General features: G+C 71.8%; 15 protein-coding genes. 5 read left to right on the forward strand and 10 right to left on the reverse strand.

Translation table 11 applies throughout. The features are described 5' to 3' along the window. Positions 1-19: 19 nt before the first annotated feature. The 5 genes from ABZX85_RS05210 to zapE form a co-directional block, all read right to left on the reverse strand. Positions 20-1,375 carry an alkaline phosphatase PhoX gene (locus ABZX85_RS05210; RefSeq protein WP_355862611.1) on the reverse strand — a complete coding sequence of 452 codons (1,356 nt, stop codon included), beginning with the start codon at positions 1,373-1,375 and terminating at the stop codon, positions 20-22. Positions 1,376-1,650: 275 nt separating this feature from the next. After that, the gene (locus ABZX85_RS05215; protein WP_355862612.1) at positions 1,651-3,132 is read right to left on the reverse strand and encodes a SulP family inorganic anion transporter; all 1,482 of its coding nucleotides are present in this window, start codon (positions 3,130-3,132) and stop codon (positions 1,651-1,653) included. Between the two features lie 8 nt (positions 3,133-3,140). Beyond that, a complete protein-coding gene (locus tag ABZX85_RS05220; protein WP_355862613.1) occupies positions 3,141-3,722 on the reverse strand; it encodes a carbonic anhydrase in 582 nt (193 codons plus the stop codon). Between the two features lie 86 nt (positions 3,723-3,808). Next, positions 3,809-4,216, reverse strand: a complete 408-nt coding sequence (locus ABZX85_RS05225) for a hypothetical protein (protein ID WP_355862614.1) — start codon at positions 4,214-4,216, stop codon at positions 3,809-3,811. 186 nt (positions 4,217-4,402) lie between these two features. Next, entirely contained in the window at positions 4,403-5,545 is a 1,143-nt protein-coding gene (gene zapE / locus ABZX85_RS05230) for a cell division protein ZapE (RefSeq protein ID WP_355862615.1), read from the reverse strand. Here zapE and ABZX85_RS05235 point away from each other — a divergent pair. From ABZX85_RS05235 to msrB, 4 genes are all read left to right on the forward strand, one after another. After that, positions 5,544-6,332 carry a pyrimidine reductase family protein gene (locus ABZX85_RS05235; RefSeq protein ID WP_355862616.1) on the forward strand — a complete coding sequence of 263 codons (789 nt, stop codon included), beginning with the start codon at positions 5,544-5,546 and terminating at the stop codon, positions 6,330-6,332. The genes zapE and ABZX85_RS05235 overlap by 2 nt on opposite strands. A gap of 151 nt (positions 6,333-6,483) precedes the next feature. Beyond that, the gene (locus ABZX85_RS05240; protein ID WP_355862617.1) at positions 6,484-6,957 is read left to right on the forward strand and encodes an indole-3-glycerol phosphate synthase; all 474 of its coding nucleotides are present in this window, start codon (positions 6,484-6,486) and stop codon (positions 6,955-6,957) included. 68 nt (positions 6,958-7,025) lie between these two features. After that, positions 7,026-8,411: a UDP-N-acetylmuramate--L-alanine ligase gene (gene murC, locus ABZX85_RS05245; RefSeq protein WP_355862618.1), complete on the forward strand. Its 1,386-nt coding sequence runs from the start codon at positions 7,026-7,028 to the stop codon at positions 8,409-8,411. An 11-nt stretch (positions 8,412-8,422) separates the two neighbouring features. Then, positions 8,423-8,830, forward strand: coding sequence for a peptide-methionine (R)-S-oxide reductase MsrB (msrB, locus tag ABZX85_RS05250; RefSeq protein ID WP_355862619.1), 408 nt, complete (start codon positions 8,423-8,425; stop codon positions 8,828-8,830). A gap of 2 nt (positions 8,831-8,832) precedes the next feature. Here msrB and ABZX85_RS05255 read toward each other — a convergent pair whose 3' ends face one another. Continuing rightward, positions 8,833-9,222 carry a hypothetical protein gene (locus tag ABZX85_RS05255; protein WP_355862620.1) on the reverse strand — a complete coding sequence of 130 codons (390 nt, stop codon included), beginning with the start codon at positions 9,220-9,222 and terminating at the stop codon, positions 8,833-8,835. Between the two features lie 274 nt (positions 9,223-9,496). Continuing rightward, the gene (locus ABZX85_RS05260) at positions 9,497-12,547 is read right to left on the reverse strand and encodes a tetratricopeptide repeat protein (RefSeq protein WP_355862621.1); all 3,051 of its coding nucleotides are present in this window, start codon (positions 12,545-12,547) and stop codon (positions 9,497-9,499) included. Between the two features lie 216 nt (positions 12,548-12,763). On the opposite strand from ABZX85_RS05260, the gene ABZX85_RS05265 reads away from it, so the two are divergent. Further along, the gene (locus tag ABZX85_RS05265) at positions 12,764-15,067 is read left to right on the forward strand and encodes a tetratricopeptide repeat protein (protein ID WP_355862622.1); all 2,304 of its coding nucleotides are present in this window, start codon (positions 12,764-12,766) and stop codon (positions 15,065-15,067) included. Here ABZX85_RS05265 and ABZX85_RS05270 read toward each other — a convergent pair. The 3 genes from ABZX85_RS05270 to ABZX85_RS05280 form a co-directional block, all read right to left on the reverse strand. Continuing rightward, positions 15,012-15,272: a hypothetical protein gene (locus ABZX85_RS05270; protein WP_355862623.1), complete on the reverse strand. Its 261-nt coding sequence runs from the start codon at positions 15,270-15,272 to the stop codon at positions 15,012-15,014. The genes ABZX85_RS05265 and ABZX85_RS05270 overlap by 56 nt on opposite strands. Then, positions 15,269-16,519, reverse strand: a complete 1,251-nt coding sequence (locus tag ABZX85_RS05275) for a hypothetical protein (protein WP_355862624.1) — start codon at positions 16,517-16,519, stop codon at positions 15,269-15,271. The genes ABZX85_RS05270 and ABZX85_RS05275 overlap by 4 nt, the downstream gene beginning before the upstream one ends. 107 nt (positions 16,520-16,626) lie before the next feature. Further along, complete coding sequence (locus ABZX85_RS05280; RefSeq protein ID WP_355862625.1) at positions 16,627-17,679, reverse strand: lysylphosphatidylglycerol synthase transmembrane domain-containing protein; 1,053 nt, start codon at positions 17,677-17,679, stop codon at positions 16,627-16,629. Positions 17,680-17,925: the final 246 nt, after the last annotated feature.

Genomic DNA, 17,925 nt, shown 5'->3' on the forward strand with positions numbered 1-17,925 from the left:
TCCCCGGCCCCCGCTCCCGCTAGCGCCAGGGTCCCGTCACCGCGAACGTCGTCCCGGGCGTGTAGCAGTTGACGTACATGGTCCGCCGGTCCGGCGAGAAGGTCACCCCGGCGAACTCGCCCCACTCGGGCTTGTCCGGCGTACCAAGGTTCTGCCGGCCGCGCGCCATGGCGTACACCTCGCCGCCCCGCGTCACCCCGTACACGTGCTGCGCCCCGTCCCCGTCCTCGCACACCATCAGCCCGCCGGACGGGGCCAGGCAGATGTTGTCGGGGGACTCGCCGGGGAGCTGGATGTCGGTGTCGGGGCCGAAGGCGATGACGAGGGTGAGGCGGCGGCGGTCGGGGTCGTACCGCCAGATCTGGCCGAAGTGGGTGGCCGCCGAACCCTCCGCCGCGCGGGCGAACGACGAGACGAAGTAGACGGAACGCCCGCCCCAGTAACAGCCCTCCAGCTTCTGGGCGTGCGTGATGCCCTTCGGGCCGTAGTCCTGGAGGCGGGTCGGTGTCGAGACGGCCTGCGGGTCGGGGACGTCGGCCCACTCGATCCGGTCGAACGTCGTCCCGGGCTCCTGGATCGAGGAGAGGTCGGGTACGCCGGGGACGCGCATCGCCTGGAGGCGTCCGCCCGCGCGCAGGGAGCCGGGGCCGCCGAGGGGTTTCGCCGGGAGGAAGCGGTAGAAGAGGCCGAAGGGGCGGTCGAACGCGTCCTCCGTCTCGTACACGGCGCCGGTGTACGGGTCGATCGCGACGGCCTCGTGCTGGAAGCGGCCGAGGGCGGTGAGGGGGTGGGCGCCGGTGCGGTGGGGGTCGGCGGGGTCGACCTCGAAGACGTAGCCGTGGTCCTTCGTGTAGCCGTTCGTGCCGGCCTTGTCCTCGGTCTCCTCGCAGGTGAGCCAGGTGTGCCAGGGGGTGGGGCCGCCCGCGCAGTTGACGGCGGTGCCGGCGATGGCGACGCGTTCCGTGAGGACGTCGCCGTGCGGGGAGAGGGTGAGGGTGGTGCAGCCGCCCTTGCCCTGGGGGTCGTAGGTCAGGCCGTCCACCGTGGGGACGGGGTGTCTGGCCGTGACCCTGTTCTCGTGGTTGCGGACGAGGTGGACTCGGCCGCCGCGGCCCGGGAGGGCGGTCATGCCGTCGTGGTTCGAGGGGACGATGCCCTCGCCCGAGCGGAGTTGGTCGCCCTCGCGGGAGAGGACGCGGTAGCGGAAGCCCTTGGGGAGGTCGAGGAGGCCGTTCGGGTCGGGGAGGAGGGGGCCGTAGCCGTGGTGGCCGATGGGGTCGGCGATGGCTGTACCGGCGAAGAGGTCGGTGAGGGTGCCGGTGAAGAGGATGCCTGCGGCGCTGGTGCGCAGCACTTGGCGGCGGGTCGTGGACATGCGGGGACCTTCCTGTTGGCGGACAGGGGCGGTACGACGCATGTGTCTACCAGGATGATCGCGTTGCGGGAACAAGGCGTGCGGGATGCTCCGCAGGGGGTGCCGGGTGTTCGCCGTGGGAGGGTGCGGGTTCGATGGGGCTGGTCGCGCAGTTCCCCGCGCCCCTGAAAGATGCGGAGTTCCCCGCGCCCCTGAAAGATTGCGCAGTTCCCCGCGCCCCTGAAGACGCGCAGTTCCCCGCGCCCCTATCGAACCCGCAGCTCCTCAAAGCGTGTTCAGCCTGCCGCCGTCACCTTCACCGGTTCCGTTCCCGCCTCGCTGTGCCTCTCCGCCCAGCTCTCCAGGGCTGTGCGGCAGGCGTGGTCGAGGTGGTGGAGGCCGGAGAGGTCGAGTTCTACGGGGCGGTTCTGGGGGAGGGACTCCAGGGAGTCCAGGATCTTCGGGAGGCGCAGGAATGTCGCGTTGCCCGACAGGTACGCCTGGACGGGGCCCGCGCCCTTGTCCACCACCTCCAGTTTGATGTGGGACGCCTCCCAGGCGGTCTTGGCGACCGCCAGGGCGAGGCCGATGAGGACGCCCTCGAACATGCTGACCGCGACGATGGAGACGGCGGTGGTCATCAGGATGAGGGCCTCGCCCCGGTGCTCACGCCAGAGAGAGGCGATCGCACGGACGGGCACCAGCTTCGAGCCCGCGTGGACGAGGATGCCGGCCAGCGCGGGGATCGGGATGTACGCGAGGAGGTCCGGGAACAGGGCGGCGAACAGCAGGAGCCAGACGCCGTGCAGGACACGGGACGCCTTCGTACGGGCGCCCGCCTGGACGTTGGCGGCGCTGCGGACGATGACCGCGGTCATGGGCAGCGCGCCGAGCGCCCCGCAGATCGCGTTGCCCGCGCCCTGCGCGACCAGCTCCTTGTCGTACTCGGTGCGCGGACCGTCGTGCAGCCGGTCCACGGCCGCCGCGCTGAACAGGGACTCGGCGGACGCGATCAGGGTGAACGCGACGACCGTGCCGAGCAGCCCGATCCCGGCCAGCTCCCCGAAGGCGCTGAGCGGGGGCGGCTGGACGGCGTCCAGCAGACCCTTCACCTCGACCGTGGCGACCGGCAGGTCGAGGACCAGCGCGGCGGCCGTCGCGAGCCCGACGGCGGCCAGCGGACCGGGCACCGTACGGATCTTGGCCGGCATCCGGCGCCACAGGACGAGGATCGCGACGGTTCCCGCGCCGAGTGCCAGCGAGGACAGCGCGGCGGTGGAGCCCGCCGCGTCCACGAACGCCTCGGGCAGCCCGGCGAGCTTGCCGAGCCCCGACTCGGGGGCCTTCGTACCGATGAGCGAATACAGCTGTCCGGCGATCAGGACCAGACCGATTCCGGCCAGCATGCCTTCGACGACGGACACCGAGATCGCCCGGAAGTAGCGGCCCAGTTTCAGGACGCCCATCGCGATCTGGAGGACCCCCGAGACGAGGACGATCACCCCGAGGGCGGGCAGGCCGAACTCCCGCACCGCCTCGAAGACGAGGACCGTCAGGCCCGCGGCGGGGCCGGACACCTGGAGGCTGGAGCCCCGCATGAGTCCGGTGACGATCCCGCCGACGATGCCGGTGACCAGGCCGAGTTCGGCCGGCACCCCGGAGGCCACGGCCACGCCCACGCAGAGCGGGAGCGCGACCAGGAAGACCACCAGGGAGGCCGCGAAGTCCGCCTTGAGGTGCGGGAAACGGGATATGCGTGTGTTCTGTGAGGTCGTCATCGGGCCGCTCACAGAGCCTGGAAGCGGTCGACCGCGACGTCGTGCTCCTGCACGGCGCCGGTGTGGACCTCGTAGTACCAGCCGCGCACCGTCAGCCGGCCGTCGGCCAGCCGCTTCTCGACGCACGGGTAGGACCGCAGCCGCAGGAGCTGCGCGAGGACGTGGTTCTGGACCGCGCGGGCGACGGTCGGGTCGGACGGCTCGGTCGCGTCGGGCTCGTCGGCGGCGTGCGCCAGCCAGTCGCGGACGGCCGGTACGGCGTCCAGGTCGTCACCGCGGACGAGGGCGCCGACCGCGCCGCAGTGCGAGTGACCGCACACGACGATGTCCCGCACGCCGAGGACCTCCACGGCGTACTCGATGGTCGCGGCCTCGCCCGAGGGGGCGCCGGTGCCGTACGGGGGGACGATGTTGCCCGCGGTGCGCAGCTCGAAGAGCTCGCCGGGGCGGGCGCCCGTGATCAGGGCGGGGACGACCCGCGAGTCGGAGCAGGTGATGAACAGAACCTGAGGGGACTGGCCTTCTGCGAGCTTGGCGAACTCCTCAGGGCGCTGTCCGAACGTACGGGCGTTGTCGATGAGGGGCTGCATGATCTGGTGACTCCTCCTGGCGCGCGTGGGGGCGCGTCGGACGTGCAGGACAGGGTGGGGGAACTGCTCTGTTCTGCCCAGCTCTCTCAGCAGCGGAAGACCTGGAGTGCCGCCGGAGAGTGGCTCGCCGAGGATCTCGACGGGCGGTGGCGGTCCGCACCGGGCGTTCCGGCCGGGTGCGTGGCCGCGGGATCGCGCGCCAGCAGGACGCGCTCGGGCTCCGAGGGAGCCGAGTCGGCGGTCAGGGTGGCGCGGTGTCGGTCGCGGGTGCGCAGCGGACCCGCAGGACCCCCGGACCGGTCGCAGTCGCGGGACGTGACCTTTATGTCGCGCAGCGCGATGCCCAGGGGATGAGATCCGGGCTGGGCTTTGGCCTGTGCCTGACGGGCCGTATGCGCGTGTGCGAACGGTGACGTGGTGGTGAAGAAGGGGAGGACGAGAAGGAAAGCGGCGATGAGCGCGATGCCCGTGCGTACCGTCCCACCTCGGAACATGCGCCCCCCTTCGAAGTTTCCACGCCTCTAGTCCGTACCAACGGCTGGTCAATGACTGGTCAAGAAACACGTTAACCCTGCAAAGAGCTTTGCAGGGTTAACTCAGCGTTTCGAGCGGGAGACCGCCTCAAAAGAGGGGTGTTGATGTCCTGAACCCACTCTTGACAGAGATGTGGTGACTGTGGATCAGCTCTCGGTGAGCCGCTGGGCGTCGCGGGCCAGCGCGGTGAGCCGCGAGATCGCGCGGAAGTACTTCTTGCGGTACCCGCCGTTCAGCATCTCCTCGCTGAACAGCCGGTCGAACGGCAGCCCCGAGGCCAGTACGGGCACCTCGCGGTCGTACAGCCGGTCCGCGAGGACGACCAGGCGCAGCGCCGTCGACTGGTCCGGCACCGGGCCGACGTCGGTGAGGCAGACCGCCCGCAGCCCGTCCGTCAGCGCGCCGTAGCGGCTCGGGTGGACCTTCGCGAGATGGTCGAGCAGCCCCGGGAAGTCGTCCAGGGACGCCCCCTCGGTGGCGTACGCCGCCTTCGTCACGACCTCGTCCCCGTACGGCGCCGGCGCGTCCGGCAGACCGCGGTGGCGGTAGTCCTCGCCGTCGATGCGCAGCGCCCGGAAGTGCGCCGACAGGCCCTGGATCTCGCGCAGGAAGTCGGCCGCCGCGAACCGGCCCTCGCCGAGCTTGCCGGGGAGCGTGTTGGAGGTGGCGGCGAGCGCCACGCCCGCCTCGACCAGCTTGCCGAGCAGGGTCGACACGAGGACGGTGTCGCCCGGGTCGTCCAGCTCGAACTCGTCGATGCACAGCAGGCGGTGGCCCGAGAGGGTCTTCACGGTCTGCTGGAAGCCGAGGGCGCCGACCAGGTTCGTCAGCTCGACGAACGTGCCGAACGCCTTCAGCGCGGGCTCGGCCGGGGTGGCGTGCCACAGGGAGGCGAGGAGGTGGGTCTTGCCGACGCCGTACCCGCCGTCCAGATAGACCCCGCGCGGGCCCGCGGGCGCCTTCGGCTTCCGGGCGCCGAACCCGAGGAACCCCCGCTTGGCGGTACCTGCGGCGTGCGCCCCGCCCAGGCCGCCCGCGAAGGACTCCAGAACCCCGACGGCCTCGGTCTGGCTCGGCTGGTTCGGGTCCGGGAGGTACGTCCCGAAGCGCACGGAGTCGAACCGCGGCGGCGGGACCATCTCGGCGACCAGACGGTCGGCCGGGACGTACGGCTCACGCGCGCACAGCGAGACGGGCGCGGCGTGGGCTATCGGTTCGATTCCAGGGGACCCGGGGGAGTTCGTGGACACGGTTACCCATGCTAAGGGTCGTGCAACACTGCCAGGCATGCGACGCCTGTTCCCTGTGACCGACCAGACAGCGACCGCTGAAGCGGCGGGGTGGAGCCTCGACGCGCTGGCGGACGCCTACGCGTACCCGTCCCCTCCGGACGGCGCCGGCTGGCTGCGCGCCAACATGGTCTCCACCCTCGACGGCGCCGGCCAGCACGACGGCCGCTCCCGGCCGATCTCCGGCGCCGCCGACATGCGGATCTTCGGCGTCCTGCGCGGCCTCGCGGACGCCGTGGTCGTCGGCGCCCAGACCGTACGGCAGGAGGGGTACGGCCCCGCCCGCGCCCACAAGGGGTTCGCCGCGCGCCGGGCCGCCGCCGGACAGGGGCCCGCCCCCGCCGTCGCCGTCGTCTCCGCGAGCCTCGACCTCGACTTCACGCAGCCCCTGTTCACCTCCCCGCTCGTGCCGACGCTCGTGCTGACCGGCGCGGGCGCCGACCCCGCGCGGATCGGCGAGGCACGCAAGGTCGGGGCGGAGGTGCTCTTCGCCGGGGACGGCACCGGGGTCGACCCGGCGCGGGTGCCCGCCGCGCTCGCCGGACACGGGTTCGCGCGGCTCCTCACCGAAGGGGGTCCCCGGCTCCTCGGCCAGTTCGTCGCCGCCGGGGTCCTCGACGAGCTGTGCCTCGCGCTCTCGCCGATGCTCACCGCCGGAGGGGCCCAGCGGATCGCCGGCGGGCCGTCCGTCGAGGTGCCGAGGCGCTTCGCACTGACGTCCCTTTTGGAGGAGGACGGATTCCTCTTCGGGCGGTATCAAAGGGGAGAGGAGGGTTCCGGAACGTGAGTCCGACACCCCGGGGCTGTCAAAAAGGCGGAATGTGTCGTTCCGTTTAGCTTCGGGTGGGCAGACTAGGACTCGGCAGAACCCGTGCGAGCACGGGGAAGGATGGTTTCCGCAGGGCCACGGGGGTCCTCGAAGGAGAAGCGGGGTACTGGTGTTCACAAGCGTTCTGATGATCGAGAAAGCTCTGACGTCCGCCGACGTGGAGTTCGTCACGACCCTGCACGGCGATGAGCCGGTTTCCTTCGTCGTGCTGCTCCAGCCTCGCGGTGACCAGGCGGACCGGCTGCTGCGGGCCATCGACGACGTCGCCCTCGGCGAGCTCGACGAGGCGGTCCACGAGCGGGACACCCCGGAAGGGGACGACGCGCGGAGCGTGGGAGCGCAGGCCCTGGAGGTCTCCCTCGCCGCGCTCCGGGCGGCGGGCAGCACGGCCGTGGGACAACTGGTCGAGGACCACCCGCTGGACCTGCTGAGGTCCGTCGTCGACGAGACCCACGCGGACGAGGTGATCGTGCTCACCGACCCCCACTACGTCGAGGAGTTCTTCCACCGAGACTGGGCCTCCCGCGCGCGTCACAAGGTGGGGGTGCCGGTGCTGAAGCTGTTCTCGCACAGCAAGGCGTAGGACCCGGCGGACGAGCCCCGGCTAGGGTTGGACCGACTGATCTGGTTCGACCCTCTGGAGCATCCGCCATGGCACCCGGCCTTCCCGCCTCCCTCGAACGTCCGCACTTCATCGGGATCGGCGGCGCCGGGATGTCCGGGATCGCCAAGATCCTCGCCCAGCGCGGTGCGAAGGTCGCCGGGAGCGACGCCAAGGAGTCGGAGACGGCGCAGGCCCTGCGGGCGATCGGCGCGACCGTGCACATCGGGCACGCCGCGGATCACCTCGCGGACGACGCCAGCGCCGTCGTCGTCTCCTCGGCGATCCGCGCGGACAACCCCGAGCTGGTGCGCGCCGCCGAGCTGGGCGTCCCGGTCGTGCACCGCTCGGACGCGCTCGCCGCGCTGATGGACGGCCTGCGGCCGATCGCCGTCGCCGGGACGCACGGCAAGACCACGACCACCTCCATGCTGGCCGTCTCCCTCTCCACCCTCGGCCGCGAGCCCTCCTACGCGATCGGCGGCGACCTCGACGCCCCCGGCTCCAACGCCCTGCACGGCGCCGGGGAGATCTTCGTCGCCGAGGCCGACGAGTCGGACCGCAGCTTCCACAAGTACGCGCCCGAGGTCGCGATCGTCCTGAACGTGGAGCTGGACCACCACGCCAACTACGCGTCCATGGAGGAGATCTACGACTCCTTCGTGACGTTCGCGGGGCGCATCGTGCCCGGCGGGACGCTGGTGATCTCGGCGGACCAGGAGGGCGCGCGGGAGCTGGCCCGCCGGGTCGCGGACGTCCGGGTCGTCACGTACGGCGAGGCCGCCGATGCCGATGTCCGGGTCCTGTCCGTCGTACCGCAGGGGCTGAAGAGCGAGGTCACCGTCCTGCTGGACGGGCGGGAGCTGACGTTCACGGTGTCCGTGCCGGGGCGGCACTACGCGCTGAACGCGGTCGCCGCGCTGACGGCGGGGACGGCGCTGGGGGTGCCCGCCGAGGAGCTGGCGCCCGCGCTGGCGTCGTACACCGGGGTCAAGCGGCGCCTCCAGCTCAAGGGCGAGGCGGGCGGCGTCCAGGTCATCGACTCGTACGCGCACCACCCGACCGAGATGACCGCCGACCTGGAGGCGATGCGGGCCGCCGCCGGGGACGCGCGGATTCTCGTCCTCTTCCAGCCGCACCTCTTCTCCCGCACGCAGGAGCTGGGCCGCGAGATGGGTGAGGCGCTCGCCCTCGCCGACGCCTCCGTCGTCCTCGACATCTACCCGGCCCGCGAGGACCCGGTCCCGGGCGTCACCAGCGACCTGATCATCGACGCGGCCCGCGCCGCCGGCGCCGACGTCACCGCCGTCCACGACAAGTCCGCCGCCCCCGCCGTCCTCGCGGGAATGGCCGGGCCTGGTGATCTCGTTCTCACCATGGGCGCGGGCGACGTCACCGACCTGGGCCCGCTGATCCTGGACCACCTGTCTCGATAGAAGGGGCCGACATGTCGTACGACGTCGAGAAGACCGACGAGGAATGGCGCGCGGAGCTGAACCCGGCGGAGTACGCGGTGCTGCGGCAGGCGGGCACCGAGCGGGCGTTCGTCGGCGAGTACACGGACACCAAGACGGCCGGGGTGTACTCCTGCCGGGCGTGCGGCGCCGAACTCTTCACCTCCGGCACCAAGTTCGAGTCCCACTGCGGCTGGCCGTCCTTCTACGACCCGAAGGACACCGACGCGGTCGAGCTGATCCAGGACCGCTCCCACGGGATGGTCCGCACGGAGGTGCGGTGCGCGCGGTGCGGGTCGCATCTGGGGCATGTGTTCGAGGGTGAGGGATATGCGACGCCGACCGATCAGCGGTACTGCATCAACAGCATCTCGCTGCGGCTGACTCCGCAGGAGGACTGAACTCACTCCTGGGCGGGGCGTCCGTCGACCCGGACGTCCCGGCCCATGATCACCGTCCCGTTGAACTCCCCGCCGGAGATGGTGTTGTACGTCCCCCCACCCTCCCGCACCCCCTCCTGAGCCCGCACCCGCCACTCCTCCAGCTCCCGCCGGAACTCGGCGTCGAGGGCAGCGCGGACGGCGAGGGCGGTGCTGAGGACATGCGCCCGCGTCTCGTCCCCGGGGCTCGCCGCCAGCGCGGTCAGCTCGGCCTCCCCGGTGCTCGCGTCCGCGTCCCCCCGCCGGAACGGCCTGCGCACCAGCGCGACGAGCCCCTGCCAGGCGTCCCGCCCGGCCTCCCCGCCGACACTTCCGGCGAGCGCGGCCAGCAGGGCGACGGAGATGGGCTCCATGGGGGCTCCTATACCGGTAGGGTGCGGTGACCGCTATTCGCTGTCACCGCACCTTGTCATCGCGACCGCCCGTTTAACAAGGCAGACAGATAGTGGCGATCACGATGAAAAGAGATATGAGCGACAACGTTGCTCCAGCGCAGGACGGGGCTCCTGAATAGCCCAGTGATCAAGCGGACAGGAGTTTTGTACCGCACCTGTGATCGAATCCACAACTCGACCGGCGATCTTCGAAGATTTTCCGCGATCTGCACGCCTGCCGGGCCGTTATCTGCTAGGAATTGACTGGCCCCTGCGCCTTGCGCAGCCCTGCGAGGTTTTGCCGCGCCTCCGCCGCCTCGTGTCCCGCTCCCGTCCGCTCGGCCAGCTCGATGGCCTCCGTGAGGTGCTCGATGGCTGCTTCTTCTTGGCCGAGTCGTTGTTCCGCGAGGGCTAGGGCGTGCAGTGCCTGGGCGGTCTCGTGTGCGGCGCCGACGCTGCGGGCGAGTTCCAGGGCGCGGCGGTGCCGGTCGGCGGCCTCAGTGAAACGTCCTGCCGAATGATAAGCAATCCCCATTGCGTGCAGGGTTTCCGAGGCATTCTTTCGATCACCGATCCGACGGAATATACTCAAGGAATCCTGGTACAGATCGAGCATTTCCACGAGATCTCGTGGTGATTCCATAGTATTCGCGAGATTGACTTGGGTGGCGGCTATTTCCGTGGGGATCTTCATTTCACCAAGTATTGTGAGGGCTTCGTTCAGGAACTCTCGGGCGGTGTGTGTTCTGCCGGTGCGGACATGGAGTTCCGAGAGGTTGATCAGTGTGCGTGCGTATCGGCGCAGGTCCCCTGACGCCCTGAACCCTGCCAGTGCCGCTTCGAAGTTCTCTTCCGACTCGGGGAAATGCCCCAGATAGAGATGCGTGATCCCCAGGTTGCTCCGGCAGCGGGCCAGTTGCCAGGGGTCGCCGGTTGTGGTGTGGAGGGCCAGGGTGCGGGACTGGTAGGAGAGGGCCTGGGGGAACTCGCCCAGTTGCCAGTAGAGGATGCCGAGCTGGTGGAGGGTTTCGGCGCTGGACTCGGTGTCGGTGGAGTCCTCGGCGCCGGCGAGGGCGCGGGTGTAGGCGGTGCGTGCGTCGTCGTAGCGACCGCAGCAGGTGAGGGCGTTGCCGAGGTCGACGAGGGCGTGGATCTCGCGGCGCCGGTCGGCTGTCGCGCGCCAGTGCTCGGCGGCTGCCGCGTGCATGCGCCAGGACTCGGTGGAGTGGCCGTCGTCGTCGAGGAAAGCGGCGAGCGCGCTCGCGAGCAGTGCGGCGAGGCGAGGGTGGCCGGTGCTGCGGCAGTGCCGTTCGGCGGCCATGAGGCCGATGCGCTCGGCGGCGAGCCAGTCGCGAGCCGCTGCCGTGTCGGTCCAGGGCGGGGTCCGGCGGTCCGTGAGGAGTGCGCGATCGGTGCGCAGCCGGCGGGGATAGGCCAGGCGGTCCGCGAAGTCGGCCGCCTGGAGGTTGAATTCGGCCAACCGGAGCAGCGCCTCTTCACGAGCCGCGTCCGACTCCTCGGACATGACCAACGCGCGTGCGTATTCACCCAGAAGGTCGTGGAGTGTGTAGCGCTCGGCGCTCGGCTCCTGAACCAGATGGGCTTCGAGCAGGGATTCGAGGATGTTTTCCGCGAAGTCGAGCGGGAGATCGGTGAGCGCCGCGACCGCGTAGGCGTCGACCGTCGGTCCGAAACGGAGTCCGAGAAACCGGAATACTTTCTGTTCCTCGGATTCGAGCGCGCGGAACGAGACATCGAACGCGGCGGCGATGCTCCCGCGGCTGCCGTCCCGGATCTCCCGCAGCCTCCCCTGCCCTTGGGTGAGTCTGCGCAGGAGATGAGAGGTCGTCCAGGTGGGGCGGGAGGCCAGTCGTCCCGCGAGGAGTTCCACACCCAAGGGGAGAAAGCCCGCGAGTCGTACGATGTCGGCCACCTCGTTGGTCTGCCGGGTCCGCTCATGACCGGCCACGGACCGGAAGAGGGCGAGGGCGTCGGCGGCGGGCAGTACGTCCAGTTCGACCGAGCGAAGTCCGGGCAGACCGGTGAGCCGGCGGCGGCTGGTGACGAGGACCAGGGACGGCGAGGGGCCGGGAAGCAGGGAGCGTAACTGTGCCGCGTCGCGTACGTCGTCGAGGATGACGACGGCCCGGCGCTGGTCCAGCAGGCCGCGCCACAGCGTCGTCAGCCCGTCCGGGTCGCCGGGCAGGGCGGACCCCGGTACACCGAAGGCGCGGATCAGCGACGCCAGCGCGGAGGCGACGGTCAGCGGCTGCTGGCCCGGGGCGTGGGTGCGCAGGTCCAGGTGTACGACCCCGTCCGGGTAGAGCGGGGCGAGCTGTTCGGCCGCGTGCAGGGCGATGATCGACTTCCCGACGCCCGCCATACCGGACACCGTCTGGAGGGCGATGATGTGCCGGGGCCCCGACGGATCGGCGGACACCTCGGCCGCGTGCCGCACGATCGCCGTCAACTCCGCTTCCCGCCCGACCAGTTCGGCGTGGCTCGGCAGGGTGCGGGGCGAGGGCACGGTGGGTTCGGGCCGGTTCAGCAGGGACTCGACGGGGACACCGTTGAGGATGAGGTGGTGCAGACGGGTGAGGGCCTCGCCGGGGTCGGCACCCAGCTCCTCGGCGAGTCGGTGGCGGATGGTGTCGTACACGCGCAGCGCGTCCGCCAGGCGCCCGCAGCCGTAGGCGGCCGTCATTAGCCGGGCGGCGATTGCCTCGTTCGTGCGGTGTTCCTCGGCGAGTGCGGTCAAGTCCGGCACGAGGTCGACGAAGTGGCCCTCGCGCAGCCTGATGTCGGCGTGCATCAGCTGCGCGGAAAGGTGGCGTTCGGCGAGGATGCCCCGGACACTCTCGGCCCACAGTCCCGGCAGACCGGCGAGTGGTTCGCCCCGCCAGAGTGTCTCTGCCTCGACCAGCAGCCTCCGTGCCTGCTGGTCCGCTCCCCGGTCGGACAGTGAGCGCGCCTGAGTGAGGAGCTGTTGGAAGCGGTGGCTGTCCACCCGGTCCGGGTCGATGTCCAGGAGGTAGCCGTGCGCCCGCTGGACCAGGCAGCTTTCGGCGTCCACGGACCGCAGTCTGCGACGGACCCGGGCGATGTAGGTGTAGAGGTTCGCCAGGGGCCGGGCGGGCGGTGTGTCGTCCCACAGCCGGTGGATGAGGCTGTCGGTGGAGACGGGGCGGCCGGCGTCGAGCGCCAGACAGCTGAGGGCGAGGCGCTCTTTCGTCGATCCGAGTGGGTCGATCTGTTGGTTCCCGTGCAGTTCCACCGACCCCAGCACGCGAATCCGTAAGTCCACCAGTGCCTCCGTTCGAAGGGCGGACCGCACTTCGGAAGAGACAAGAATTACATGCGATCATAAGTGATCACATATGAAAGTCAGTTGACATTATTTATGGCCAGTTCTTGTTCGTTTCTCTTTGGATGTGGGCGGCCCGGGTAGGAGCGGCATATGCCAGAACCGACGGAGCGAGAACTGAGGGCGGCTCTGACGAGGGCGGCCAGGGAACCCCGCGTGTTACGCACGCTGGAGCGACTCGTGGGCGAACTGCCCGAGCCTCCGCATGACGACCCCGCCCGGCGGCGCCTGGCCCGCGCGCTCGCCCTGCGCGCGGCCGAATCCCCCGACCTGGACCGCGCCCTGCGCCACTGGCTCGCCGCCCCGGACACCGACGGCGACCGCGCGTTCCGGGCCGGGAACGGCGTCGAGAACAGCATCGGCACCTCCGCCCGGCTCACCGGCCCCGTCGTCCAGGCCCGGGACATCTTCGGCGGCATCCACTTCCACACCCCGGCCGCCCCCGCCGTCCCCCGTCAACTGCTGCCCGCGCCCGGCCACTTCGTCAACCGCGCGGGCGAACTCGACCTGCTGGAAGGGCTGATGTCCCACGGCGGACCCGTGACCGTGGTCCTGAGCGGCCCCGCCGGCATGGGCAAGACGACCCTGGCACGGCGCTGGCTGCTCGGGCGGGCGGCGGAGTTCCCCGACGGACAGGTGTACGCCGATCTGCGCGGCCACGCGCCGGAAGGGCCCGCGAGCCCCGGCGAACTCCTCCTCGGACTGCTGCGCTCCTTCGGCCACGACCAGGTGCCCGCCGACCTCGACGGGCGGATGGCGCTGTGGCGTTCGGCGACGGCGGGGCGGCGCATGGCACTGCTGCTCGACAGCGCGCGCAGCGCGGCGCAGGTACGCCCGCTGCTGCCCGGCTCCGACGCCGCCGTGACCGTCGTGACGAGCCGCAACCGGCTGACCGGACTCGGCCCCGAGGGCGCATCCTTCCTCGAACTGCCCGCGCTGGCCACCCCGGAGACGATGGAGCTGCTCAGCCGCCGGGTCGGGGCGGACCGGGTCCGGCGGGAGCCCGAGGCCGCGCTGGCCATGGCGCGGGCGTGCGCCGGCCTCCCGCTGGCGGCCTGCGTCGCCGGCGCCCGGGCCGCCGCCCGGCCGCGCCAGCCGCTCGCCGTGATGGCCCGGGCGCTCGGCGGGGGCGACGAGAGCGCGCTGGACGCGCTCAGCATCGAGGGGGAGGCCGCCGTACGGGGCGCGTTACAGGAGTCGTACCGCCTGCTCGAACCGGAACTGGCCGCCGGATACCGGAGGCTGGGCCTGTTGCCGGTGCCCTTCTTCTCCTCGGCGGTCGCCGCCGCCGTCTGCGGGACCGGGGCCGGGGCGGTGGAGCGGATGCTCGACGCACTGGTGGAGGCGAACCTCCTGGAGGATCTCGGCCCCGACCGCTACCGCTTCCACGACCTGCTCCGGCTGCACGCCCGCGAACGCGCCGCGGCCGAGGAGAGCGCCGAGAGCGCCGCCCACGCGCGGCGGCGGGCCGTCGACCACTATCTGTCCGTGACCACGGCTGCCGAGGCGCTGCTCACCCCGACCCATCGCACGCTGCGCCGCGATTATGCGGGGCAGCCCTCGCCGGCTCCGTTCACCGACGCCACCGGAGCGCTGCGGTGGCTGGTCGAGGAGAGCGGCCCGCTCATGGCCGTCCTGCGCGACTGCGCCCGGCGGGATGAGGACACGGCGGTCTGGCAGCTCGCGGACGCGATGTTTCCGTACTTCCTGCGGATCAGGCCGTACGACCTGTGGACCGAGGCCCACGAGATCGGGCTCGTGGCGGCCCGCCGGACGGGGGACCGGGACGCCGTGGGCCGCATGCTGACGGACGGAGGCGGCGGTCTGCGCAACGCCGGCCGGCACGACGAGGCCATCGTCCTCTACCACGAGGCGCTGGACCTCGCACGTGAGGACGTGGCGTCCGCGGACCCGGGAGCGCCGCACACCGCCCGCCGGGCCGAGGCACAGGCGCTGCACGGGCTCGGGCAGTCCCATCAGCTCGCAGGACGGCTCTCCGAAGCCCAGACGTACTTCGCCCAGGCCCTCGCCCTCCGGGAAGCGATCGGTTACCGGCGCGGCGCGGCCCTGACCCGGCTCTGTCTGGGGGACATCGCCCTGGAGCGCGGCCGGCCGGACGAGGCGCTGCGCCATCTGGACCGGGCCCGCACCGGCCTCCTCGCCGAGAACGACCCGTACGACGCCGCCCGCGCCCTCGCGTTCCTCGGCCGCGCCCATGCCCTCGCCGGCCTGCACGACACCGCCGACCGCCAACTGCACCAGGCTGTCGCCGAGTTCGGGGCGACCGGCTCAGTCCACTGGCAGGCCCGGACGCTGGAGCTGCTCGGTCAGGGGGCCGAGGAACGCGGGGACGTGGAAGGGGCCAGGGACCGGTACAACGAGTCCCTGACCCTCTACCGGCCGGTCAGCGAAGCGGACGCGGGACGTCTGGCGGGCCGGTTGGAAGGGCTACGACCGTGAGGCGGGAGCGGGTGCCGAGGACCCAGCCGCCGTCCTCGCCGGGCACGCACACGAGGCCGCATCCCGGGTAGCGCTCCAGCACGAGAGAGGTCAGCGACCGGGCCTCCGGGAGTGCCAACGGGCGTGCCGCGTACAGCATGTCGGCGCACTCCCGCCAGTTCTCCCCGCCGCCCGCGTCCAGCCGGACGACCAGCAGGCCGCTCACGCCGACACCTCGCCCTGCGCCGTTCCCCACAAGGGGGCCGGAAGTGGCGGGGGCGGCAGGACCGCCGGATGCGCGGGCTCGCCGAGGCTCAGCAGCCGGTACATCACCTTCCGCAGGTTGCGGCCGAACCGGCCCGGCTCCGAGGAGAGCTGGCGGGCGATCCGGGCGTAGTCGTCCGCCGGGTACGTGGCGCGTGCGTACGCGAGCTGCTCGGGCAGGCGGTGCGCCGCCGACAACGCCGGTGCGACCCGTGCCAGTTCGGCCGTGGGCGAGTCGGGGTTGACGTCGTGCGAGGGGAACCGGGCCAGCAGAATGGGGACGCGGGCGAGGGTCCCGTACAAGGTCACCGAGCCGTGGTCCCCGATCAGCCAGTCGGCCGCGATCAGCGGTGCGCGCCAGTCGGCCTGCGGGGGGACGACAGCGATGCCGTGCCGGCGGGCCGTCGACAGCCAGGACCGGACCTGCCAGTCGCCGTGCCCGGACCAGACGTTGGGGTGGACGATCACGGCGATCCGGAACGCGTCGGCGTCCAGCTCCGCCAGCAGCCGGGGCAGCAGGGCGTCCAGCCGGTTGAAGCTGGACCCCGCGCCCCAGGTGGAGGAGACCACCACCAGCTTCTGGCCCCGGCGCAGCCCGAGCGCGGCCCGGATACGGGCACGCCCCCGCAGCCCGGCCTTCAGCAGGTCGTACGACGAGTCCCCGACCACCTCGGCGACCGGCAGCGCCTCCGGACAGTGCCGGCGCAGCGAGTCCAGGTCGTCGCGGTGGGCGAGGGCCAGCGCCGCCGGGACCACCCGGCCGTCGCGCATCAGGTACCGTCGGCCCAGCCCGCCCACGGTGCGCGGTGAGCCGGGGTCGCGGTCGTCGTCCGGGCGGGACAGCTTGATGTGGCCCGCGCCGTGCGGCAGCCGCAGCAGCGGGCCGTCCAGCAGGTGCAGCCCCTGTGAACCGGCGGCGATCACCAGGTCGTACCGGCCGCGGACCGCCGTCTCCCAGGGGATCAGCCCGCCGTGCCGGGTCGGTACGGCGCGTGCCGCTCCGGCGTTGAAGGCGTGCGGCGCGATCGTGAACTCGACCTGGACGCGCAGGTCCGACTCCAGCAGGGGCAGGATGTCGTGCAGTCGTTTGCCGTAGACCTCCGTGTGGACGACGACCAGGACACGCTTGCAGTGCGGCAGGGTGAGCCACTGCGAGGCGCCGGCCGGGGAAGCGGTGTGGGCGGGCTTGCGTTCCGTGCTCTGGTTCATGTGGTACCCCCGTGTTCCGTACCTGTCATGAAGGTGCTCGGTGAGGGGGTGGTGCCCGGGCGGGCCGACGGAAACCTTGCGGGGGCCTTGCGGAAACCTTGCAGGGGCTACAGCAGTTCGCGCTGGACCATCGCTGACATCACCAGCATGCCCGGCAGCAGAGGGACCCAGACGGTGAGGACCCGGTAGCCGAGGACGGTGGCGGTGGCGAGGGAGAGGGGGGTGCCGTAGCCGGCGAGGGTGAGGATGAGGGCCGCGTCCAGGGGGCCGATGCCGCCGGGGGCGGGGACGGCGCCGGCGGCGGTGCTGGCGGCGAGGTAGGCGAAGGCCAGCTGGAGCCAGGAGAGGGGGAGGTCCAGGGCCGTGCCCACCGAGGCGACGATCGCCGCCTGGATCAGGGGGGCCGCGAGCGCGCCGCCCCAGAGGGACAGGAAGCGGGTCGGGCGGGAGTGGATCGCCTTGACGCCGGTCAGGGCCGTGCGGACGAACTCCGTCGTGGGGCGGCGCAGGGGGCGGATCGTCGCCAGCAGGAGGGCTCCCGCCGCCGGGATCAGGAGGATTCCGGTGACCGCCATCATCAGGGCCCGGCCGTTGGGCAGGAGGGCCTCGGGGCGGACCGCGTCGGGGGCCGCGATGACGAACGCGAGGACCACCGGGGTCTTCGCGACCGCGCGGGCCAGCGAGTAGAGGGCCAGGGACGCGGTCGCCCGGGGCAGCGGGACGTTCTGGCGCTGGAGGAAACGCAGGGTGACCGCGTGCGCGCCGAGACTGGCCGGCAGGACGTGGTTGGCGGCACCCGCCGCGAACTGCGAGGCCAGCAGGGGGCCCGGCGGGAGGCGGTCCATCAGGGCGCCCTGGCGGATGAACGCCGCCGCGACACAGCCCAGGAACGTGAAACCCGCGCCGACCAGCAGCCACCAAGGGTCCGCGTCGGCCAGCTGGGTCACGCCGTCGCTGACCGTCTGCCAGTCGAGCGCCGCCCAGACGATCAGGAACAGCAGGGGCACGAGGCTGATCGCCCGGCGGACGTGCCGGCTCACGGCGGGGCCACGCCCGGCCGCCGGGGTCGTCGGGGGCGCCGGGGTCTCCGGAGTCGTCGGGGGTGTCGGGAGCGGGGCTGTCTCGTCGTACAGCGTCTTCGTGGTCGGCAGCACGGTCACGGGGCGCTTCGTCCTTTCGCGTCGCCCCCTTCCGCGTGGGGCGTGCGGGAGGGGGCGAGGTGCGGGCGGCGGCTGGTCCGCGGGGAGCGGTGGGGCGTACGAGGACTCTCGCGCGCCCCCTGGACCGGCCACCGGTGGGGAGGGGATGAAGGAACGGTTCCCCTCCGGTGTGACGGTGCGGTGTCCGGGAGCCTACGAGGTGCGGGCGGAGGGGCGACTCGGGGACGGGAGGCTGTCGGGTCGGTC

The organism is Streptomyces sp. NPDC004539 (assembly GCF_040610055.1).
Lineage (GTDB): Bacteria > Actinomycetota > Actinomycetes > Streptomycetales > Streptomycetaceae > Streptomyces.